The organism is Gemella sp. zg-1178, assembly GCF_018790995.1.
Lineage (GTDB): Bacteria > Bacillota > Bacilli > Staphylococcales > Gemellaceae > Gemelliphila.
This window is the reverse complement of record NZ_JAHKEI010000012.1, coordinates 14,989-35,255: the sequence shown is the minus strand read 5'-3', so window position 1 is coordinate 35,255 and position 20,267 is coordinate 14,989. Positions and strand designations below refer to the sequence as shown.

The following is a 20,267-nucleotide window of genomic DNA, read 5'->3' as shown; positions in this document are numbered from 1 at the left end:
TTCTATAAAATACTATAACATATATTAAAAAAATATAATATTAATAGGTTTAAATTTACTTAAATTTATGTTATGATAGTAGTCAAATAGTTAAATAAAAATTTGATAACAAAGGTGTAAAATGAGTGAGAAAGGGTTATTAATTGTTCTATCTGGACCTTCTGGTGTAGGGAAAGGTACAGTAAGAAAAGCAATATTTAAAAATGGTGTAGATTTTGAATATTCTATTTCTATGACTTCTCGAAACAAAAGATCTGGAGAGATTGAAGGAGTAGATTATTTTTTCAAAACAAGAGAAGAGTTTGAAGAATTAATTGAACAAGGGGAATTATTAGAGTATGCTAAATATGTAGATAATTATTATGGCACTCCTGTTCGTCATGTTCGTGATACAATGGATAGGGGAAAGGATATTTTTCTGGAAATAGAAGTTCAGGGTGCAGAGCAGGTAAAAAATAAAATACCAGAAGCACTGTTTATCTTTTTAGCACCACCAAGTATATTGGATTTGGAGTGCAGGCTAAAGGGTAGGGGAACAGAAAGTGATGAAGTAATCAAAGAACGTATAGCTAAAGCACGAAAAGAAATTCAAATGATGTACTTATATGATTATGTTGTAGAAAATAATGAAGTAGATTTAGCAGTTGAAAGAATTAAAGCTATAATACAAAGTGAACATTTAAAACGTGAAAGAGTAGAAATGAAATATCGTCGTGCCTTATTAGAATTAGAGGAAGAAGAAATTTAAAAGGAGAAAAATAATGTTATATCCAAAATTAGATGTGTTGAAAAAACAAATTGATTCAAAATATATGTTGGTTTCTTTAGCAAGTAAAAGGGCAAGAGAATTATTTTCCCAACCAGAAACTGCAAAATTAGAAGAATATGTATCTCACAAAGAAGTAGGCAAAGCACTAGAAGAAATAGCTGCTGGAGAAATAACAGTTTTAAAATAGTGGCTTATATGATATAATAAGCTAGTATTTACTTTTGATGTGGTCGCGCCTAACGGTGAGGAAAGTCCATACTCGCACAAGCTGAGATGCTTGTAGTGTTCATGCTAAACAAAAAAATAAGTTTAGGTACACCCAGTGTAACGGCAGACAATTAATCCTAAGTACCTGGTATATGGATTAATAAATCTTGAAAGTGCCACAGTGACGTAGTTTTTATAGAAATATAAAAAGTGGAACGCGGTAAACCCCTTGAGCGAGCAATTCAAATTTTGGTAGAAGCACTTATTTCGTAGAAATGAATACAGAAATAGGAGATTTAATATCTAGACAGATGACCACAGCTATTACTTACAAGAGCATTAGTTACTCGTTATAGTAAGAGTAGTTACAGAATATGGCTTATGATAAAGTAAAATAACTAGCTTAAAAGACCCCCAGGGTCTTTTTATTATAAAAATAATTTTGTTAAATAAAAATTAGGAGAAATTTATGCAATATAATTTGGTAGCTACAAGCCCCATGGGTATAGAAGCGATAGTAGCAAAAGAAGTTCAAGATTTAGGTTATGAAACAAAAGTAGAAAATGGTAGAGTATATTATTCTGGTGATAAGAGGGCAATAGTACGTTCTAATATTTGGTTGCGTTGTGCAGACAGGGTGAAGATAGTAGTTGCTAAATTTCCAGCCTATACATTTGAAGAATTATTTGAAAAAACAAAGGTGGTAGAATGGGATAAATTTTTACCAGAAGATGCAAATTTTCCAGTAGATGGTCGTAGTCATAAATCAAAATTATTCAGTGTGTCTGACTGCCAATCAATCGTAAAAAAAGCAATAGTAGAAAAAATGAAAAAAAGTTATGGTCTTAGTGGTTGGTTGAAAGAAACTGGAGCCAGATATAGACTAGAAATAATTATGCTAAATGATGAAGCAACTATTTTACTAGATACATCAGGCGAGGGTTTGCACAAAAGAGGCTACAGAGAAAAGCAGGGTGTCGCCCCATTAAAAGAAACTTTAGCGGCGGCCATGGTAAAACTAACTAATTGGAATGGTGAAGTTCCCTTTTATGATTTATTCTGTGGGTCAGGAACTCTATTAATAGAAGCAGCCATGATGGCACAAAATATGGCACCAGGTCTTAACAGAAAATTTGATTTTGAAAAATGGCATTGGATACCAAAAAATCTTGTTTCAGAAGAGAGAAATCGTGCAGAAGAAATGATAGATTACGAAAAAGAATTAGAATTATACGGCTCTGATATTAATCCCAAAATGATTGCTACTGCCCAAAATAATGTAGAAGAAATAGGCTTGGCAGGAGTAATAGAATTTAAACAAATGAGTGTTTATGATTTTGTTGCAAAAAAAGAAGCTGGATGTGTCATAGCCAACCCACCTTATGGTGAAAGACTCGGAGAAAAACAAGAAGTTGAAAAAATGTATAAATTTTTAGGTCAAGCCCTAAAAGATAAAGAATATTGGTCGCTATACATATTAACTTCCCATAAAATGTTTGAACATCTTTATGGTAAAAAAGCAAGCAAGAGAAGAAAGTTATTTAATGGTTCGATAGAGTGTACTTACTATCAATACTGGGGCAAAAGGTTAAAAAATTATTAAACTATCAAATTGACAAATATAAATATATAAATTACAATGTAATTAAAGTTATAATAGGAGGTTTATTATGCACCTAACAAAGAGTACAGAACAAGCAATATGTATTATGGTCATGCTTTATATGCAGGATAGAAGAATTTACTTAAATTCAAAAGAAATAAGTGAGCGCCTAGATATTTCTCCGACCTATTTAAAAAAAATAATGAGAAAATTAGTTCTTAGTGATTTAGTTTTAGCCAATACTGGAGTAGGGGGGGGATATAAATATCGCCAAAATAAAGTGATAACACTATATGATATTTATAAGGCTATCAATGGAGAAGTTAATTTATTTGTTCTGCAAGCTGACTACATAGAAAAAGTTTTTAAGGGTGCAGAAAATATGACCTCAAGATATAAGGATTATCTAAAAAAAATAAATACGATAAATCTATCCTTAAAAGAATCTTTAAAACAAATAACTATTGAAGATATAATTAGAGATATATTAAAGAAAACTGCTGATATAAGAATAGACTGGAATAATTGGGAAGTAGAATTTGAAAGATTATATAAAAAATTAAAAAATTAAAAAATTAAAAAATTAAAAAAGAGTTACGAAATTTTGTAACTCTTTTTTAAAGATTAAATTTTTATAATAAATTATTTTTCAATATTTATTAATTTGAAAAATTTATTAAATATTTCAAATGCAAGTGCAAGGAGTATAATAATATAAATTAAAGTTAGTAGCCACCACAATTTAGGTAGGTATATGGTATAGAAAACAGTTATTGTTAAAATCAAAGCAAAAACTAAAAGAAATCCAAAGAAAATTAGCCACTGTTTTAAACCAGTTTTTCCTCTTAACATTAGCTGTGTGATATTGCCCCAACCTGTGAATGGTTTTTCAAGGTCATTATTAAAACCGTATGTTCCGTAAGAAAGCGAAACGATTAAAAATGTTATTAAAGAGGTTACGAAAAATATTAAATCTACACCCAAGATTAAGAGAATAATAGAATAAACTAAAAGTGCTGGTAATATCTGTAAAATAATTGATAGACGATATTTAACTAATAAATATTGTCTTATATTAATAGGTAGTGTTTTTAAAAATTCATAATTTTTATAATCAACCGAGATTGATAAAAATGATAATGAACCATGGCCATACATGGCAATACCAAATATAATAGAAATCATAATAGCAGTTGGCATAACAGCCAAGCCCTCTTTAAAATAAGGATTGCCAATCAAGGCAATAATAAATCCTAAAAATAGCATAGGAATAAATAAAGGAGTTAGTAAAACTTGAGTTATAAGACTTCCATTAGAAAAACTTTTTAGTGTCATGCCTTTATAAATTTTAATAAGATTAATTTTTTCATTTTTATCAAGTTTTTTAATTTCTTTTTTAGGGCTAGCTTTTACCTTAATAATATCTTCAAAATAAGTTTTAATTACAAACTTATTAAGTAAAATCATAGCTATTACAAGTAATAATACAATAGCTAAGATTTTAATTAGTGAATTTGTTGCAAGAGGATTAGCTACGATATTAAATAAGAAATCTCCCTTGTAATCTTTTGCACTGACAATTGAATTGTCGAGAGCATTCATAGCACCATAAAATCCAAAAACTAACAAGAAGCTAATAGTTTGTATTCCAGTATTAAATGTTTTTTTGTACTTAATAAATAATTTTATTTTTGACAGGCTAGAAAAAATTAAAATTATTAGACTTATCCATAAAGAAAATAAGGCGACACTATATACCAAAATAAGAAGGACAGCTACAATATTAAAATGTGAAAATTGTATACTAGAAAATATATTTATTAATATGTAAGATAAAAATAATCCTATGGAATTTGATATTAAAGTTAATAATTTGCTAACAAATATTTCTTTTTCAGAAATTGGTAGTGATATTAAGCTTGAAGTTTCCTTATCTTCATAAAAAACCGAAAAAAATGGTTGTATGATAGTTATAGAAGCAAATCCTAGAATAAATATCGAAATTGACATATATTTATTGGCGGCGGCAGATAAATTATTCATTCCTAAAAAAAATGTTAAAAATATTAAAAGAAAAAATTGACCTAATAAAAAGTTAATAAATAATTTTTTTTGTAAATTTTTACCCTGTTTCTGAGACTTAATTCTTTGTAGGTTAGTTTTTGCAGGATTTACATATAATAAATTCATTAAGAATAGATTTTTTATAATAGAAAAACGCATTTTACTCACCACTTTCTTCATTAATATTTTTAATCAAGTTTAGGTATATGTTTTCTAATGAGTCGCCACTATATTTTTCTCTTAGTTCAGAGATAGTTCCCACAAAAATTAATTTTCCTTTTGAGAGAATACCTATTCTGTCGCATAGATTTTCTGCAACTTCTAAAACGTGGGTTGAGAATAAAACTGTATTTCCTTTTTGGATATGTTCTTTCATTAAATTTTTCAAATCAAAAGACGCCTGCGGGTCAAGTCCTGTCATTGGCTCGTCAAGTATCCAGTATTTAGGGTTGGCAATTAAGGCTCCGATAATAAATGTTTTTTGACGCATACCGTGTGAAAAAGAATCTATTGCAGAGAATTGTTCGCTCAACATATTGAACATACCTGCATATTTTTTTATTCTTTCGTCAGCTTCTTCTTTAGAAAGTTCAAAAACATTTGCAATAAGTAGCCAGTATTCTAAGGCTGACATGGTTAAAAACATATTAGGATTGTCAGGAACATAATAAATTTCTTTTTTACATTCAAGGCGTTCATTTTTTAAATTTTTATTACCAAAATAAATTTCTCCAGAAGTTGGTTCGATAACACTAACTAGTGATTTTATTGTTGTACTTTTTCCTGCTCCGTTGTGTCCTATTAAACCAAAAATTTCTCCGTCATTTATTTCTAAATTCAAACTGTCTAAGGCGATTTTTTCGCTATATTTTTTCGTAAGATTTTTTATATTTATCATAGTGCAACTCCTTTTAAATTTTTATGTAAAAAAATATATGTATTAATTGTAACATATTGTCAAGTATTTTCAACCATTTTCATAATTTATAAAAGTATATTTTAAAAAATAATATGATGTGCTATAATTATTTTAGAGTAAACTAAGGAGTTATATTATGACTAAAAAAATTATACTTACAGGAGATAGACCGACAGGAAAATTACATTTGGGTCATTATGTTGGTTCTCTTCAAAACAGAGTAAAACTTCAGGACGAAAAAGATACAGAAATGTTTATAATGATAGCAGACCAACAGGCACTGACAGACAATGCAGATAATCCTAAAAAAATTATAGAAAATGTTACCGAAGTAGCCTTGGATTATTTAGCAGTTGGAATTGACCCAAGCAAAACAACAATTTTTATTCAATCACAAATACCACAACTAGCAGAGCTGACAATGTACTACATGAATTTAGTGAGCCTAGCTAGACTGCAACGTAATCCAACGGTAAAACAGGAACTGAGCAGTAAAAATTTTGGTGAAAGTGTACCAACTGGTTTTTTAACTTATCCAATTAGTCAGGCTGCTGACATTACAGCTTTTGCTGCAACACACGTTCCAGTAGGTGAAGACCAAAAACCAATGTTGGAGCAAACTCGAGAAATAGTTAGAGATTTTAACAGAATTTATAATAAAGAAGTTTTAGTCTTGCCAGAAATAGTTTTACCACCGAAAAATCAGGGGCGTCTTATGGGTATAGATGGTAATGGTAAAATGAGTAAATCATTAAACAACGGAATTTATTTGGCTGACTCACCAGAAGAAATAAAAGCAAAAATTATGAAGATGTACACAGACCCTAATCACATTAGGGTAGAAGACCCGGGACAAGTAGAAGGAAATGTTGTCTTTACATATTTAGATATTTTTGACGCTAATAAGGAAGAAGTAGCAGCCCTAAAAGAAGATTACACAAGGGGCGGGCTAGGAGATGTAAAATTAAAACTTCGTCTTAATGATATAATGCAAGATTTATTAGCACCAATCAGAAAACGTAGGGAAGAATTTGCAAAAGATAGAGATTTAGTTTATAAAATGTTGCAAGAGGCAAGCCAAAAAGCAGAAAAAATAGCAGCAAAAACTTTAGAAGAAGTAAAAGACGCTATGGGGATAAATTATTTTAAATAAAAAAATATTTAGTGTAGATAAAATTCTGCATTAAATATTTTTTTATTTTTTAATATTATACTTCTTGTTTTTTTATTTTTTCTGTGTTACAATCTAAATGTAAGCGAATTATAAATATAATGTAGTTAATCTACTTTATCCAAAATATCTATATTAATACTATTCATAAAGGGGGATAAAATTATGAATAAAAAATTAAAATTTGCAAGTGCATTTCTTGTAACTACTTTACTTGTTGAACCTGTGGTAACTTTAATTAATGATAATAATATTATATTAGCTAGAGAAAAAAATACTATTAATGAACAGATTAAATTAAAAAAATTTTTAAAATATAATTTTAATTTAAGCAACAAAGAAAGTGAAGATGTTATAAAATTTTTAGAAAAGATAAAAGAAGAAGGTTATAATAGTCCCGAAGCAAGAGAAAGAGGAAAATTTGCGATTTTAAGAGGAATATTCAAAGTATTTGTAAGAAATGTAGATGCAATAGATGCAATACCTTCTAAAACAATAAGACGCTATATAGATACTCATGGATACAAAATAATTGAAGCAGTTGACTATATAGAAGAAACTTCTACAGCTGGTTTCACAATAGCCTTTGAATCAGCAGGAATTCCTTATCCTCAAGCTAGGCTTCTTGCAGAATTTGTAGTCTTTTTTGTATTGTAAATTCTATAATTATTTAGAGGTATAAATGAAAGACATACATTATAAAATTTTAGCGACATTGTATTTTATAGTACCTATAAGTGCCTATATATATATTAACTACATTATAATAAAAGACTTAAATAATATTTCTACAATACGAACTATAGTATATATGTATATTTTGTATAAGGTATCGGAATTAGTATATTATGTATTAGATAGGATAATAAAAAACAAAATATATATTTTGAATATTACTATATCTTTGCTTGCGGCCACTTGTGTACTATATATTTTTTTTAAAATAAGTTTGAAAAGCATAGTAATATTTATATTGTTTAATGTTATTTTAATACATTTATTAACTAGAAGAGGCGAGTGATTACTCGCCTTTTTATTATATATAAATTTAGATGAAGTAAAAATACAAAAAAATTACTTTTATAATGTATAATAATAAAATACAAGGTAAAAATTAATAAATGGGAAAAATTTATTTGAAAAATAATTTATTATGTAAGATAATTTTTAAATATAAAATAATAGAATTTTGCATAAAAAACTAAGTATTAAGATAGTAATAATTAAAAATATTTTTAATATTTTTTATTCATATTTATTGCAGGTAGTCAAAATAAAAATCTTTTTTAGCTTTTTATTTATTAAAGTATTTTTTAATATTATAATGATTTTGGGAAGATTGGTCTAAGGATCATACAGATATGAAAAATAAAAAATTATTATCAATACTAACAATAGGCTGTCTATCTTTATCCCTAGTTGGGTGTGGCGATAAGGTAGGAAGTGTTAAAGATGGTAATGAACAAAAAATCGAGCAAGCATCTATAAAATTAGTGAATGCAGTTGAACAAGGGAAATATAAACTTGTTAGCACAGAAGAATTAAAAAATGGATTGATGCTAAGCAAGATATGATTATTGTAGATACAATGCCGAAAGAAAATTTTGAAAAACAAAAAATTCCTGGGGCTGCAAATGCAACTTTACCTCCTAAAATGGAGTATGTAAGACCAGAGCAAAAAGAGAATTTTTTAAAAGCCTTGGGAAGATATAAAAATAAAAAATTGTAGTTTATTGTGGTTTTGTAGGTTGTCTAAGAAGTCATGTAGTTGCAATGATAGCTAAAGAAGCTGCCTATACAGATGTTTATCGTCAACCAGGTGGCATTATAGCTTGGCAAGATGCTGATAACAAATAAAATTTTTTATAATTTTTATCACTGCACTTGTCAAAGATAATTTTTTATAAACTTATAAGCAAAAATTTATAATCCTTATGGATTAACTTCCATAAGGATTATTTTATTTATATATTTTCTAAAATTAATTTTCTTATTTCGTTTAGGGCTTCTTTTGCTGCTCTATCACGAATTCTATTTCTATCTTCGTTGAACTGACATTCTTTTACACTAACTTGCTCCCTATAGTATATACCTATGTAAACAAGACCTACTGGTTTGTCAGAATTTTCTACTGGACTAGCAATTCCTGTTGTAGATATGGCTATATCACTTTTAGTTTTATTAGCCAGACCAAGAACCATTTCATGTGCTGTTTCTTTACTTACGTTTCCAAATTTTTCTAAAGTTTCTTTTTTTACACATAGTGAATTAATTTTTGATTGATTAGAGTAGCAGACTAGACCTTCAATAAATGAGTTAGATATTCCTGCATTATCTATTAAGATTGAAGATAGGTAGCCACCTGTTACCGATTCTGCTGTTGATAAACTTATATTATTTTCAATTAATAATTTTGCCACCACATATTGAAGTTCGCTTTGACTTTCTGCTATATCTTCATCACCAATTAAATAAATAAATTCTCCAACTATATCTTCAATTTCTTTAATTTTATTTTCAAGCAGTTCATTACAATAATCAATATTATTTCCACTTGCAGTTACTCTGATTAAGACTTCACCAGTTTTTGCATAAATAGCAACAGTAGGATTAGTTTGCTCATCTAATATATTTTTTATTCTATCTTCGAGTAAAGATTCTCCAATTCCATACAAGCGAATATATTTAGATATAAATTTTTGGTCGCTTAATTTTTCTAGGTAGGGCTTTACAGATTTTATAAACATATCTTTCATTTCATGAGGAGGGCCAGGCATTAGGATAATACGTTTATTATCTTTTTCTAATATTATACCAGGAGCAGTGCCGCAAAAATTTTCTAAAATAATTGCTCCATTTGGTATCATGGCTTGCTTTTTATTATTCATAGTAAGAACATTATTTTTATTAAATTTTTGAACGTAATTTTTAATTTTTTCCCAAGAGTATTCATCAAGATAAAAATCACGATTAAAATATTCAGCCGCACATTCCTTAGTTATGTCGTCATCTGTTGGCCCTAAACCACCAGTTACAATAATTGTATCAGAACTATTGAAGGCACGGTCAAAAGTTCTTAGTAATCTTCCTTTATTGTCGCCAACAGTAGTATGTTTAAAAACATTGATACCTATGTTAGCTAATTCTTTAGAAAGATAAGTTGTATTTGTGTTGACAATATCTCCTAATAAAAGTTCTGTTCCAACAGATATTAATTCTACATTCATATAATAACCTCCAAACTTTATTTATTTTATTATACTCTTATTTTCAAGAAAAATAAATTCTAGAAATATATTGAAAATTTTAACTTGTTAAAGTAAATAATATATGCTAAAATATAAGTATAAAACTTGAGTATGCGTGTGGCTCATTTATATTCGGACCTAACACTTTTTGTAAGGGAATAAGAATCTCTTGTTAGTATGGCATGCATTTCCTCCTTATGTGACGAACTGACTTCAGAAGGCAAGGCTATTATACCCACCTGATTATAGCAGGACCAATTTTTGTGAGATACTACGATACTACGGTTTTGGGACTAGCATTTGCTAGTCCTTTTTTAGAATCAAAATAGCTAATAATATATTTTAATGTATAATTATTGAAGTTATTAAAAATTTTAGGAGATAATAATGCTAAATCAATTTTCACGTAATGAACTTGTTATAGGTAAAGAGGGATTAGAAATTTTAAAAAATTCTTGTGTTGGTATTCTCGGTATAGGAGGAGTAGGAACTTTTGCAGTTGAATCATTGGCTAGAAGCGGTATTGGGTCTTTTGTGATTATGGACAAGGATAATATAGACATAACAAATGTAAATCGCCAAATTCATGCGACAACCAAAACAGTAGGACTTAGTAAAGTAGAAGAAATGAAAAAAAGAATACTTGATATTAATCCTGAGTGTCAGGTTATCGCTATTCAAGATTTTTATACGGAAGAAACATTTGAAAAATTTTATAAGGAAAAATTGGATTTTGTAATTGATTCTTGCGATACTGTAAAATATAAAATACATCTTATAGAACATTGCTTAAAAAATAAAATAAAATTTATCTCCGTAATGGGGGCGTCAAATAAAATGGATCCAACAAAATTTGACATAGCTGATATATCAAAAACTTCTATTTGCCCACTTGCAAAAATTGTGAGATTACATTTTAAAAAATTAAAAATCAAGGGTAAAATTCCTGTTGTTTATTCAACAGAAAGTCCCCTAGTCCCAAGAGATGAATACACAGAAAAAATTGGTAATAAAAATTCAGAAATAAGAAAAGCACAAACGCCACCAACATCTAATGCTTTTTGCCCAGCTACAGCTGGTCTTATAGCGGCAAGTTATGTATACAGAAACCTATTAAAAGATATTTCATTTAAAACTATAGAAAAAAATAATTAAAATATAGTCAAAATATTACTAAAATTCATAGTAATTTTTCAGTAGTATTTTGATTTTTTTTATTATATTTAATATAATTGAAGTGTATATAAGTATTATTAATAATAATTTTAAAAATTAAAAGAATAATATGCTCAAATTACTAGTATAAATATTTTCTTTGTTACCATTAATGAAGATATAGTATAAGTTTAATAACTATTATTTTTTAGGAGGATTGATTAGTATAGATATAAAAGAATTAATGATAAATATTTTAAATATGGGGATAGAAAGTAATGCTAGTGATATACATATTTATCCTAAGTCAAGCGGAAGTGCTTCTATAAAATATCGTATTAAGGGTTCTTTGGAGGAGAAATTAAATTTAAAAAATTCAGAAATAGATAGTTTAATATCTCTTTTAAAATTTAATGCCAGCATTGATATTGCCTTGAATAAAACTCCTCAGTCAGGAAGATTTGAATATAAGTACAAGGAGAAAAAATATTATTTAAGAATTTCAACTATACCACTTAATGAATTGTATGAAGGCTGTGTAGTCAGAATATTTACAGATGAACTAGCTGAAGTTAATTTTAGTTTATTTGAAGAAGATGTAGAAAGTATAAATAAATTATCAAAATACGCTAATGGATTAATAATATTTTCTGGACCTACTGGCAGTGGGAAATCTACATCAATGTACAAATTAGCACTAGATATTGCAAAACAAAATCGTCAAATCATTTCCATAGAAGACCCTGTTGAAAAAAATTTTGATAGCCTTATTCAAATGCAGGTAAATGAAAAAGCAGGAATAAATTATGACAATGCCCTAAAATCCATTTTACGATGCGACCCAGACGCTATTATGGTTGGAGAAATAAGAGATAGTTTAACTGCTAAGTATGTGATTACATCATCATATTCAGGGCATTTGGTACTGACGACGCTTCATGCAGAAAATTGTATCGGAGTAATAAATAGACTTGTAGATTTAGGAATATCAAAAGAAGATTTAAGACAGACCCTCTTATGTATAATTTCACAAAGACTTGTTAACTTAGGAGAAAAACAAGAACTTATAACAGAAATAATGCCTAAAGAGAAAATAAATTCATACATACTAAATAAAGAAATAAATTTCGCATCACTAAAAGAAAAATTTGAAAAAGCATATAAGATTGGAAAAATTTCTAATGAAGAAAAAGAAAAATGGGGATATTAAAAAATTATTAGTAAAAGATGAAAAAATTTATTTTATAAGAAGACTGTATGAATTAATAAATCATGGATATATGCTAGAAGATTCAATAGAATTTTTAATGCTACAATATAGTGCTAATGATAACACCATAAATTATTTAAAAACAGAATTAGCAAATGGTAAAAAATTATCTTTTATTCTAAAAAAATTAGGCTATCCCAGTTCTGTCGTAACTAAAATGGAATTTGCAGAGCATTACGGAAGAATTGAAAATATGCTTTTAGAAATAGAAAAATATCTCCGTATCCAAAAAGAACAAAGAGAAAAAATAGTAAAAACAACTAGGTATCCCTTCTTTTTAACTATGACACTAATAATACTAATAACAATTTTTAATTTATTAGTAATACCCCAATTCCAAAATATTTACACATCAACAAATATAAAAATGGATATGCAGGTAAGTATTTTAATAAATATACTTTATTATTTACCAAAAGTATTGATTGGTTTAATCTTGTTAATTGCAATATTAATTTTATATTTAACATATCTTTATCGTTATAAGAAAGCTAGATTTTTAAAATTAATAATAAAGATACCTTTAATTAATAACTACTTTATATACTATATATCATATCAATATTCACAAGAATTAAGTTTATTTTTAATGAGTGGATTTTCTATGAAGACAGCATTAAATGAAATAATAAGCAAAGAGTATAATTATTTTTTTGTAGAATTTTCAAAAAAAATAGAAATTTCATTGGCAGCTGGCGATACTTTTGAAAGAGCAACAGAAAAAATTATATATTTAGATAAGTCCATGGCAAAATTTATAAATCATGGAAGAAAAAATAGTATGTTGGATAAGGAATTAAGTTTATATAGTGATATTATGTTAGATTCCTTTTTAAAATTAGTAGATAAACGTCTAAAAAAAATTCAACCAGTATTATTTTTTATCCTAGCCTTAATAATTATAGGTTTATATTTAGTTATATTATTACCAGTTTTTAATATGGCAAGTTCAATACGTTAAAAAGGAGAACAATATGAAAGAGAAATTAAGAAAAATATTAAAAAACAATAAGGGATTCACACTAATAGAAATGTTAATTGTCATTTTTATTATAGCTATCTTGTTGGTACTTATTATACCAAACATAACAAAAAATTTAGATTCTGCAAAAGATAAAAGTTCGCAAGCCTATGTAAAAACAGTGCAATCTCAAGTTACAGCTTATGAACTAAATGAAGGGGACAGTAATGTTACTTTTGAAAAGTTGGTAGAAAAAGGTTATCTAGAAGGTAGTGCAACAGAGGCTAGCAAAGCACCTAACGGCAAAGCAGTAATAATAGAAAATGGCAAAGTTAGATTGCAAGAATAATCAAGGATTTAGTTTTGTAGAAGTTTTGGGAGTATTATTTATAGTATGTAGTGTTATTTTTATTTTATCATTAAATCCAGTTGCATCTTATGAAAAATACAAGGAAAAAGTGGCAGTCAATGAACTGATTTCTAATATCTATATGGTGCAAACAAAAAGTTTAACCGACAGTAGAACTAATTATATAGAATTTTTTGAGAATGCTAACGAATATAGAATGTATTATGACGGTAAATCAGAAACAAGACATATCTCAGAAAATGGAAAAACTGGCGTGGGTCTTAGGTCTTTACAATTTAGGTATCGCAGGGGGAATGTCAACAGGGCTAATACGGTTCTAGTAAATTTTCCTAATAGTAGATATGAAATAATAATACATTTAGAAACGGGATATGTAACATTAAATGAGAAATAACAAGGGCTTTACTTTAATAGAAATTTTAGCGGGAATATTTATTTTTTCTGTTATTTTAATATTTCTTGTACCAAATATAGTAAGAGAATATGAAATTTTAAAAAAATCTGAAGACAAGTTGATTATGAAAGAAATTTTATATGAAGAAATATTAATAAATAAAGATGTTGGAAGATTCACAAGAAATAATTATGAAATAACAATAGGAGAAAATTCTGCCAGTATAAAAAATTTAGATACAGGAGAAATAATTTTATATGAATAAGGTTAGAAATGCAGGTTTCACTTTGATAGAAGTTATAATATCTTTAGCCTTATTATCAATTTTTTTATTGTTACTTTCTGCTATTTTGACTTTGACCTCAAATATATCTAAAAGTTTTTTAGATTATAGTAATTATGAATATGCTATGATGCACAAAAAAATTTTTGAAATTTATGAAGATAGTGAGCAGGTAAGTATTGATAGAAATAAAATAAAATTTATAAATGAAAAATACGACAGACAACATACTGTAATTTTTTCCAACTCAAAAATTTACAAGCAAACTAAAAATCCCGGAGAAAAATTTTCTGCTGGCTATTCACTACTGCTAGAAAAAATAAATAGCTACCAATTTAAAAAAATATCAGAAGAAATAGTAAGTGTAAAAATCATAGACAAAAAAAATAAGGAACACGTATTAAAACTAAGATTAAAAGATGAAATTAAAGAAAGAGAAAAAAATAACAGTGATGAAAGTAATAAAAAAAATCAAGATGAATAATAGTGGCGGTGCAATTTTAATATCACTCTTAGTCTTAGTTTTAGTATCGCTTATTATAGCAGGCGTATCAAATATTTATGTTAGTAAGGTAAGAAGTATAAAAAACTTAAATGATTATTACGATAAAAAAATAATAGAAGAATTAAATAAAAAAGAAGAATTAAATAAAAAAGAAGAATTAAATAAAAAAGAAGAATTAAATAAAAAAGAAGAATTAAATAAGAAACAAGAAAAAAGTAGCAAGTCTGATTAAGACTTTGCTACTTTATTTTTATTTGTGCAAATAGTGATGAACCTAAAATTAATGTTGCTCCTATAATTTGGTAAAAATTTAAACTTTCTCCTAAAAAAATATAAGCAAAAAAGAGTGCTGAAATAGGGTCTACATAACTAAGAAAGGCTATATTAGTTGTTGGTAGTTTTGCTATTGCTGAAAAATATAATAAGCAAGCAAGACCAGTGTGAACTACACCAAGTATTAATAAATAAGAAATTTCAAAATTATTTTTTGGGAATTGAATAGAATCTCCATTTATAAAAATAACATAAATAGCTAAGACTAAACTTGCTACTATCATTTGAACAAAAGTAGAATTATGACCATCAATTTTTGAAATTTTTTTATTGATAATTACTAATAGAGTGTAGCCTACTGCTGAAGCTAAGCCATATACAATACCAGCATTTGCAGAAATTTCAAAAATATTTATATTTGCAACCAAGGTCATACCCAGAGTAGATAACAAAATGCAAATAGCTTTGACCAAGGGAAAACTATCTCTAAATATAAGAGGTGAGATAGCTATAACTAGAGTAGGAGTAAAATAATATAAAAGGGTTGCTATACTAATAGATGTGTAACTATAGGCTTCAAATAAAAATACCCAATTTATTCCTAGTGCAAAACCAGATAATACTAATAAAAATAAATTTCTTTGTATATCTTGCAAATTTATTTTATTTTTTGTAAAAGTGAAAAGTAATATAAAAAATATTGATGCAATAATTGTTCTGAATAATACGATATGGCTACTTGGCATATTTATATTTTTAACCAATATACCAATGCTACCAAAAATTAAGAGTGATATTATATATTTTATATAATCTATTTTTGAATAATTCATTATTTCCTCATTAATAAAAAAGACGGCAAGCCGTCTTTGAATTTATTTTTAATTTCATTTTACTATAGGTTACCGTCTGCGGCATCTTCTAACATTTTTTGATCATTAGATATACTTACTTCATCATATTCAAAATCATCTTCATCATAAGAATAATCCATTGTAAGACCAATTCCTAAAGAGTAATCAGAAAAATCATCTTCTGTTCTATCCATAATTAACTCGTTAGAGTTGTAACTTTCATCAGCATAATCAGATAAAATTTCATTTTCATAATAAATTTCGGTATTGAAGTCCTGGGAATATTCATCGTCATCAGAAAAAATGAGGTGAGGCGACTCCAAATTAGATAAGTTTGTTGTATACATATAATAATCTCCTTTTAAAATAATATATATTTTTAAAAATTATATAATAAAAAATTTTTCTAAGCAAGTAAAAAGAAAATTTTATAAAAAGAGAGGTAAGACCTCTCATAATTTTATTTGTGTTTCATATATGGGAATAATAGAACATCTCTTATTGAAGGAGCGTTAGTTAGGAGCATAACCAATCTGTCAATTCCGATACCAAGACCACCAGTAGGAGGCATTCCATATTCTAATGATTCTACAAAATCTTCGTCCATTTCATAAACTTCTTCATTACCCGCATCTTTCTCGTCCATTTGAGCAAGAAATCTTTCTTTTTGGTCGATAGGGTCATTTAATTCACTAAAGGCATTTGCGTGTTCACGTTTTACTATAAATAGTTCAAACCTGTCTGTAAATCTGCTATCTTCCTTATTTGTTTTTGCAAGTGGAGAAACTTCAACAGGGTGTCCGTATATAAATGTTGGTTGAACTAATGTTTCTTCAACAAATGTTTCAAAAAATTCATTAATAATGTGTCCAACTTTCATATCCTTGCGTGTGTGTATTCCATGTTTTTTTGCCAAGGTGTGAGCTTCTTCATCAGTAATTTTTTGCCAAAAATCAATTCCTGTTATTTCTTTTATGGCATCAACCATATGAACTCTACGCCATTTTGGAGTTAAGTCTATTAGGTGCTCGCCATAAGTAATTTTAGTTGTACCGTGGATAGTCTCACAAATATAAGCTATCATATTTTCAGTTAAATCCATAATGTCATTATAGTCGGCGTATGCTTCATACAATTCAATCATTGTAAATTCTGGATTGTGTCTTGTAGAAACTCCCTCGTTACGAAATGCTCGACCAATTTCATAAACTTTTTCAAGTCCACCAACAATTAGACGTTTTAAGGGCAATTCTAATGCGATACGCATAAATAATTGCATATCTAAAGCATTGTGATGTGTAACGAATGGACGAGCTGCTGCTCCTCCAGCTATGCTGTGCATCATAGGAGTTTCAACTTCTAAATAGCCTCTTTCATTCAAATAGTTACGCATAATTTGAATGATTTTAGAACGAAGAATAAAAGTATCTTTGCTTTCCTTGCTCATTATTAAGTCAACATATCTTCTACGGTATCTCTCTTCAACATCTTTTAATCCGTGGAATTTATCGGGGAGAGGTCTTAATGATTTTGTCAGTATTTGAAAACTATTAGCCTTAACTGATAATTCACCAACATTCGTTTTAAATAAAATACCTTCTATTCCAACTATATCACCAAGGTCGGCAGATTTGAAAAATTTATAATTTTCTCCAACTCTATCTTGACGAACATAAATTTGTATTTGACCACCTAAGTCTTGCACGTGGGCAAAACCAGCTTTTCCTTTACCACGCTTTGTCATAACTCTACCAGCGATAGTAACAGAAATATTTTTTTCTTCTAGTTCTCCCTTGTTAAAGTCATTAAATTTTTCAATAATTTCATTTGTTAAATGTGTTCTTACAAATTTACTTCCGAATGGGTCGATACCGTTTTTGCGAATATCTTCCATTTTTTCACGGCGAACTAACATTTGGTCGTTTAAATCTTCTGTGTTTAGATTAACATTTTCTCCAGTCATTAGATAATCCTTTCTTTAATATCAAAACAATAATTTTTATATAAAGGTTATTATATCATAATTTTATATACTTTTACAAAATAAAATTTTAGAAAATGTAATATGTAGAAAAAAGAAATGTGCTATAATATTTTTATTGTAAATTATAAGATTTTAGGACTAGTTATGAATAATATAAAAGCTATATTTTTTGATATTGATGGAACGCTTAGAAGTTTTAAAACTAATGAGATAAGGTCTTCTAATAAGAAATATTAAGACGACTAAAAGAGTCTTGGATAAAAATATTTTTAGCATCCACTATAGCACCAGAAAGTTTATTCAGATTAAAAGAATTACTAGAATTTTATTTTGATGCTTATATTACAATTAAAGGATAGCTATGTTTGAATAAGAATAGAGAAATAATATTTGAAAATTTTATTTCTAAAGAAGATATTAAAAATGTTTTCCCCTATATCAATAAACAAAAAATAGCTTGTGATTTTGTAAAGTTGGATAGACGCTATGTAAATATAAAAAATGACAAAGTAAAAAACTTAAAAAGATTTAGGAGAAAGTCATAAATTTATAGAAGTTGATGGCATAAACATAGCCTTAGAAAATAAAATTTGTCAGTTAAATGTTTTTGTTGATAAGGGAGAAGAAGAGCAAGAATTTTTAAAATATATGTCTTCTTCTAAATCAGTAGGTTGGACAAGTTGGTTTACAGATATAATAGCAAAAGATGGTGGAAAAGATGTAGGTATAAAAAAATTAGCAGCTTATTACGGAATTGATATAAAAGAAACTATGACTTTTGGTGGTGGTAATGATATTGACATGTTAAAAAATGTAACACTTGGTGTTGCCATGGTCAATGCTAGAGACTATGTAAAAAAAGTTGCTGACTATGTTACGGATACTGTTGATAATTAAGCTATAGAAAAAACCATAAAAATATTTTAAAATAATTTAAAAATAACTTGACAAATAATTTTAAAAGGCGTATAATTGTAAGAAATTAAATATTTGTACGTTGAAGAAGAGTAGTAGTTTATTATTTGATAAAAGCGAGCTAGTGTTGATGGGAGATTAGTATTAAAAATAAATGAACGCACTTTGGAGTAAATTTTTAAAATAAATTGGTAGTTCTGCCTTAAAGAATTTGAGTGGATATATTTTATATCAATGAGAGTGGCAACGCGGGTATTTCGTCTCTTACAAATCATCTTGGTTTGTAGAGAAGTACCTGCTTTTTTAATTTATAGTTTTGAATTAGTTTTATAATTTCTAAATTCAATAATCTTAAATTCTATTTTCATATATATTTATATCAATAAGAGTGGCAACGCGGATAATTCGTCTCTTACAAGTCCATTGATTTGTAAAAGACAATTATCCCTTTTTTATTTTAAAAAGAAAAGTACAAAAATTAGGAGGTTAAAATGAAAAAAATATATTTATTATTTATATCTTTTATAATTTTAATAACGTTGACAGCTTGTAGCAACAAGAGTGCTGTTAATAAATTAGATGAAATAAAAGAAAAAGGAAAGTTGAGTTTAGCAGTTTCTCCTGACTATCCCCCTTATGAATTTTATGTTGCAGAAAATGGTAGTGTAAAAATTGTTGGGGCAGATATCCAGTTGGCTCAAGAAGTTGCAAAAAAATTAGGAGTTGAATTAGAAATTGTACAATTATCTTTTGACTCTTTACTACCAGCTTTAACATCCGGACGTGTTGATATGGTTATATCAGGTATGAATCCAAACAAAGAACGCCGTCAAGTAGTAGATTTTTCTGATATTTATTATGTTAGTGGTAGTGCATTTATAGTTAGACAAGATGACAAAGATATAACTTCAATAGATGATTTAAAAACTAAAAAAATAGGGGTTCAAAAAGGAACAATTCAAGAAAAAGCCCTGCTAGATGATTTGAAAATTTCACAAGAAAATATTCAGTCTTTAGCAGATGTTCCAAGTGTGCTTCAAGATTTAATAAATAAAAATGTTGATGTAGTATTTTTGGCTGAAGATGTAAGTCAAATATCCTTAAATAAATATCCGTCATTAAAAATTAGCTCTTTCAAATTAGAAAAAGATGCAGAATTAGACGGAATGGCAATAGCCTTTAGTAAAGGAAATAATGCTGAATTAATTTCAGCTGTTAATGAAGTTATAAAGAAACAAAATTCAGAAAATATATTTGCAAAAGAGTTAGAAAAATATGCAGCACTTGCAGCAAAAATTCAATAGTTAAGGAGAATAAAATAA

General features: G+C 27.7%; 25 protein-coding genes, 2 other RNA genes and 1 other annotated feature. Of the genes, 21 read left to right on the top strand and 6 right to left on the bottom strand.

Going from position 1 to position 20,267, the window contains the following annotated elements:
• Positions 1-121 precede the first annotated feature (121 nt).
• From gmk to KMP12_RS04760, 5 genes are all read left to right on the top strand, one after another.
• Complete coding sequence (gene gmk, locus KMP12_RS04780; RefSeq protein ID WP_215756606.1) at positions 122-748, top strand: guanylate kinase; 627 nt, start codon at positions 122-124, stop codon at positions 746-748.
• Positions 749-761: 13 nt separating this feature from the next.
• Complete coding sequence (rpoZ, locus tag KMP12_RS04775; RefSeq protein WP_215756605.1) at positions 762-956, top strand: DNA-directed RNA polymerase subunit omega; 195 nt, start codon at positions 762-764, stop codon at positions 954-956.
• A gap of 31 nt (positions 957-987) precedes the next feature.
• Positions 988-1,363: RNase P RNA component class B (gene rnpB, locus KMP12_RS04770), an RNA gene on the top strand.
• Between the two features lie 82 nt (positions 1,364-1,445).
• Positions 1,446-2,579 carry a THUMP domain-containing class I SAM-dependent RNA methyltransferase gene (locus tag KMP12_RS04765; protein ID WP_215756604.1) on the top strand — a complete coding sequence of 378 codons (1,134 nt, stop codon included), beginning with the start codon at positions 1,446-1,448 and terminating at the stop codon, positions 2,577-2,579.
• A gap of 67 nt (positions 2,580-2,646) precedes the next feature.
• Positions 2,647-3,150 (top strand): RrF2 family transcriptional regulator, encoded by a 504-nt coding sequence (locus tag KMP12_RS04760; RefSeq protein WP_215756603.1) that lies wholly within the window; start codon positions 2,647-2,649, stop codon positions 3,148-3,150.
• Positions 3,151-3,221: 71 nt separating this feature from the next.
• Here the strand turns inward: KMP12_RS04760 and KMP12_RS04755 are convergent, their stop codons facing one another.
• Positions 3,222-4,802 (bottom strand): hypothetical protein, encoded by a 1,581-nt coding sequence (locus tag KMP12_RS04755; RefSeq protein ID WP_215756602.1) that lies wholly within the window; start codon positions 4,800-4,802, stop codon positions 3,222-3,224.
• A 1-nt stretch (position 4,803) separates the two neighbouring features.
• Positions 4,804-5,541 (bottom strand): ABC transporter ATP-binding protein, encoded by a 738-nt coding sequence (locus KMP12_RS04750; protein ID WP_215756601.1) that lies wholly within the window; start codon positions 5,539-5,541, stop codon positions 4,804-4,806.
• Between the two features lie 157 nt (positions 5,542-5,698).
• On the opposite strand from KMP12_RS04750, the gene trpS reads away from it, so the two are divergent.
• From trpS to KMP12_RS07585, 4 genes are all read left to right on the top strand, one after another.
• Positions 5,699-6,715, top strand: a complete 1,017-nt coding sequence (gene trpS / locus KMP12_RS04745) for a tryptophan--tRNA ligase (RefSeq protein ID WP_215756600.1) — start codon at positions 5,699-5,701, stop codon at positions 6,713-6,715.
• A 183-nt stretch (positions 6,716-6,898) separates the two neighbouring features.
• Positions 6,899-7,390, top strand: a complete 492-nt coding sequence (locus KMP12_RS04740; protein ID WP_215756599.1) for a hypothetical protein — start codon at positions 6,899-6,901, stop codon at positions 7,388-7,390.
• A gap of 704 nt (positions 7,391-8,094) precedes the next feature.
• Positions 8,095-8,307: a hypothetical protein gene (locus KMP12_RS07590; protein WP_252344707.1), complete on the top strand. Its 213-nt coding sequence runs from the start codon at positions 8,095-8,097 to the stop codon at positions 8,305-8,307.
• Positions 8,304-8,462 carry a rhodanese-like domain-containing protein gene (locus KMP12_RS07585; RefSeq protein ID WP_252344706.1) on the top strand — a complete coding sequence of 53 codons (159 nt, stop codon included), beginning with the start codon at positions 8,304-8,306 and terminating at the stop codon, positions 8,460-8,462. Before KMP12_RS07590 ends, KMP12_RS07585 begins: the two co-directional genes overlap by 4 nt.
• Positions 8,463-8,697: 235 nt before the next feature.
• Here the strand turns inward: KMP12_RS07585 and KMP12_RS04730 are convergent, their stop codons facing one another.
• Positions 8,698-9,960, bottom strand: coding sequence for a competence/damage-inducible protein A (locus KMP12_RS04730; RefSeq protein ID WP_215756598.1), 1,263 nt, complete (start codon positions 9,958-9,960; stop codon positions 8,698-8,700).
• Between the two features lie 119 nt (positions 9,961-10,079).
• On the opposite strand from KMP12_RS04730, the gene ssrS reads away from it, so the two are divergent.
• The 9 genes from ssrS to KMP12_RS04690 all read left to right on the top strand — a co-directional run bounded on the left by ssrS (position 10,080) and on the right by KMP12_RS04690 (position 15,151).
• A non-coding RNA gene (gene ssrS, locus KMP12_RS07925) (6S RNA) lies at positions 10,080-10,273 on the top strand.
• Between the two features lie 95 nt (positions 10,274-10,368).
• The gene (locus KMP12_RS04725) at positions 10,369-11,136 is read left to right on the top strand and encodes a tRNA threonylcarbamoyladenosine dehydratase (protein WP_215756597.1); all 768 of its coding nucleotides are present in this window, start codon (positions 10,369-10,371) and stop codon (positions 11,134-11,136) included.
• Between the two features lie 217 nt (positions 11,137-11,353).
• Positions 11,354-12,346 carry a competence type IV pilus ATPase ComGA gene (gene comGA / locus KMP12_RS04720; RefSeq protein ID WP_215756596.1) on the top strand — a complete coding sequence of 331 codons (993 nt, stop codon included), beginning with the start codon at positions 11,354-11,356 and terminating at the stop codon, positions 12,344-12,346.
• Positions 12,318-13,367 carry a competence type IV pilus assembly protein ComGB gene (comGB, locus tag KMP12_RS04715; protein ID WP_215756595.1) on the top strand — a complete coding sequence of 350 codons (1,050 nt, stop codon included), beginning with the start codon at positions 12,318-12,320 and terminating at the stop codon, positions 13,365-13,367. Before comGA ends, comGB begins: the two co-directional genes overlap by 29 nt.
• A gap of 13 nt (positions 13,368-13,380) precedes the next feature.
• Positions 13,381-13,716, top strand: a complete 336-nt coding sequence (comGC, locus tag KMP12_RS04710; protein WP_215756594.1) for a competence type IV pilus major pilin ComGC — start codon at positions 13,381-13,383, stop codon at positions 13,714-13,716.
• Positions 13,691-14,131 carry a prepilin-type cleavage/methylation domain-containing protein gene (locus KMP12_RS04705; RefSeq protein ID WP_215756593.1) on the top strand — a complete coding sequence of 147 codons (441 nt, stop codon included), beginning with the start codon at positions 13,691-13,693 and terminating at the stop codon, positions 14,129-14,131. Before comGC ends, KMP12_RS04705 begins: the two co-directional genes overlap by 26 nt.
• Positions 14,121-14,396 carry a type II secretion system protein gene (locus KMP12_RS04700; RefSeq protein ID WP_215756592.1) on the top strand — a complete coding sequence of 92 codons (276 nt, stop codon included), beginning with the start codon at positions 14,121-14,123 and terminating at the stop codon, positions 14,394-14,396. The genes KMP12_RS04705 and KMP12_RS04700 overlap by 11 nt, the downstream gene beginning before the upstream one ends.
• Entirely contained in the window at positions 14,389-14,898 is a 510-nt protein-coding gene (locus KMP12_RS04695) for a prepilin-type N-terminal cleavage/methylation domain-containing protein (protein WP_215756591.1), read from the top strand. Before KMP12_RS04700 ends, KMP12_RS04695 begins: the two co-directional genes overlap by 8 nt.
• The gene (locus tag KMP12_RS04690) at positions 14,867-15,151 is read left to right on the top strand and encodes a hypothetical protein (protein ID WP_215756590.1); all 285 of its coding nucleotides are present in this window, start codon (positions 14,867-14,869) and stop codon (positions 15,149-15,151) included. The genes KMP12_RS04695 and KMP12_RS04690 overlap by 32 nt, the downstream gene beginning before the upstream one ends.
• Before the next feature lie 7 nt (positions 15,152-15,158).
• Here KMP12_RS04690 and KMP12_RS04685 read toward each other — a convergent pair whose 3' ends face one another.
• The 3 genes from KMP12_RS04685 to lysS form a co-directional block, all read right to left on the bottom strand.
• Positions 15,159-16,025 carry a DMT family transporter gene (locus KMP12_RS04685; RefSeq protein WP_215756589.1) on the bottom strand — a complete coding sequence of 289 codons (867 nt, stop codon included), beginning with the start codon at positions 16,023-16,025 and terminating at the stop codon, positions 15,159-15,161.
• 62 nt (positions 16,026-16,087) lie between these two features.
• Entirely contained in the window at positions 16,088-16,393 is a 306-nt protein-coding gene (locus tag KMP12_RS04680; RefSeq protein WP_215756588.1) for a DNA topoisomerase IV, read from the bottom strand.
• A 113-nt stretch (positions 16,394-16,506) separates the two neighbouring features.
• Entirely contained in the window at positions 16,507-18,009 is a 1,503-nt protein-coding gene (gene lysS, locus KMP12_RS04675) for a lysine--tRNA ligase (protein ID WP_215756587.1), read from the bottom strand.
• Between the two features lie 386 nt (positions 18,010-18,395).
• On the opposite strand from lysS, the gene KMP12_RS07580 reads away from it, so the two are divergent.
• The 3 genes from KMP12_RS07580 to KMP12_RS04665 all read left to right on the top strand — a co-directional run bounded on the left by KMP12_RS07580 (position 18,396) and on the right by KMP12_RS04665 (position 20,249).
• Positions 18,396-18,575, top strand: coding sequence for a hypothetical protein (locus KMP12_RS07580; protein WP_252344705.1), 180 nt, complete (start codon positions 18,396-18,398; stop codon positions 18,573-18,575).
• A gap of 4 nt (positions 18,576-18,579) precedes the next feature.
• On the top strand, positions 18,580-18,927 hold the full coding sequence (locus tag KMP12_RS07575) for an HAD hydrolase family protein (RefSeq protein WP_371821666.1): 348 nt from the start codon (positions 18,580-18,582) through the stop codon (positions 18,925-18,927).
• A gap of 91 nt (positions 18,928-19,018) precedes the next feature.
• Positions 19,019-19,213 (top strand) — a binding site (T-box leader).
• Positions 19,214-19,436: 223 nt separating this feature from the next.
• Entirely contained in the window at positions 19,437-20,249 is an 813-nt protein-coding gene (locus tag KMP12_RS04665; protein ID WP_215756586.1) for a transporter substrate-binding domain-containing protein, read from the top strand.
• The last annotated feature ends 18 nt before the right edge of the window (positions 20,250-20,267 follow it).

Bases quoted from the DNA above. Each gene is read 5' to 3' on its own strand.
- KMP12_RS04765 (WP_215756604.1), top strand. From the start codon at position 1,446: ATGCAATATAATTTGGTAGCTACAAGCCCCATGGGTATAGAAGCGATA.
- KMP12_RS04750 (WP_215756601.1), bottom strand. From the start codon at position 5,541: ATGATAAATATAAAAAATCTTACGAAAAAATATAGCGAAAAAATCGCC.
- KMP12_RS04680 (WP_215756588.1), bottom strand. From the start codon at position 16,393: ATGTATACAACAAACTTATCTAATTTGGAGTCGCCTCACCTCATTTTT.
- KMP12_RS04755 (WP_215756602.1), bottom strand. From the start codon at position 4,802: ATGCGTTTTTCTATTATAAAAAATCTATTCTTAATGAATTTATTATAT.
- KMP12_RS04665 (WP_215756586.1), top strand. From the start codon at position 19,437: ATGAAAAAAATATATTTATTATTTATATCTTTTATAATTTTAATAACG.
- gmk (WP_215756606.1), top strand. From the start codon at position 122: ATGAGTGAGAAAGGGTTATTAATTGTTCTATCTGGACCTTCTGGTGTA.
- lysS (WP_215756587.1), bottom strand. From the start codon at position 18,009: ATGACTGGAGAAAATGTTAATCTAAACACAGAAGATTTAAACGACCAA.
- KMP12_RS04730 (WP_215756598.1), bottom strand. From the start codon at position 9,960: ATGAATGTAGAATTAATATCTGTTGGAACAGAACTTTTATTAGGAGAT.
- KMP12_RS07585 (WP_252344706.1), top strand. From the start codon at position 8,304: ATGATTATTGTAGATACAATGCCGAAAGAAAATTTTGAAAAACAAAAA.
- KMP12_RS04695 (WP_215756591.1), top strand. From the start codon at position 14,389: ATGAATAAGGTTAGAAATGCAGGTTTCACTTTGATAGAAGTTATAATA.
- KMP12_RS07590 (WP_252344707.1), top strand. From the start codon at position 8,095: ATGAAAAATAAAAAATTATTATCAATACTAACAATAGGCTGTCTATCT.
- comGB (WP_215756595.1), top strand. From the start codon at position 12,318: ATGAAGAAAAAGAAAAATGGGGATATTAAAAAATTATTAGTAAAAGAT.
- KMP12_RS04760 (WP_215756603.1), top strand. From the start codon at position 2,647: ATGCACCTAACAAAGAGTACAGAACAAGCAATATGTATTATGGTCATG.
- KMP12_RS04690 (WP_215756590.1), top strand. From the start codon at position 14,867: ATGAAAGTAATAAAAAAAATCAAGATGAATAATAGTGGCGGTGCAATT.
- comGC (WP_215756594.1), top strand. From the start codon at position 13,381: ATGAAAGAGAAATTAAGAAAAATATTAAAAAACAATAAGGGATTCACA.
- KMP12_RS04725 (WP_215756597.1), top strand. From the start codon at position 10,369: ATGCTAAATCAATTTTCACGTAATGAACTTGTTATAGGTAAAGAGGGA.
- KMP12_RS04700 (WP_215756592.1), top strand. From the start codon at position 14,121: ATGAGAAATAACAAGGGCTTTACTTTAATAGAAATTTTAGCGGGAATA.
- trpS (WP_215756600.1), top strand. From the start codon at position 5,699: ATGACTAAAAAAATTATACTTACAGGAGATAGACCGACAGGAAAATTA.
- KMP12_RS04705 (WP_215756593.1), top strand. From the start codon at position 13,691: ATGGCAAAGTTAGATTGCAAGAATAATCAAGGATTTAGTTTTGTAGAA.
- rpoZ (WP_215756605.1), top strand. From the start codon at position 762: ATGTTATATCCAAAATTAGATGTGTTGAAAAAACAAATTGATTCAAAA.
- KMP12_RS04685 (WP_215756589.1), bottom strand. From the start codon at position 16,025: ATGAATTATTCAAAAATAGATTATATAAAATATATAATATCACTCTTA.
- KMP12_RS04740 (WP_215756599.1), top strand. From the start codon at position 6,899: ATGAATAAAAAATTAAAATTTGCAAGTGCATTTCTTGTAACTACTTTA.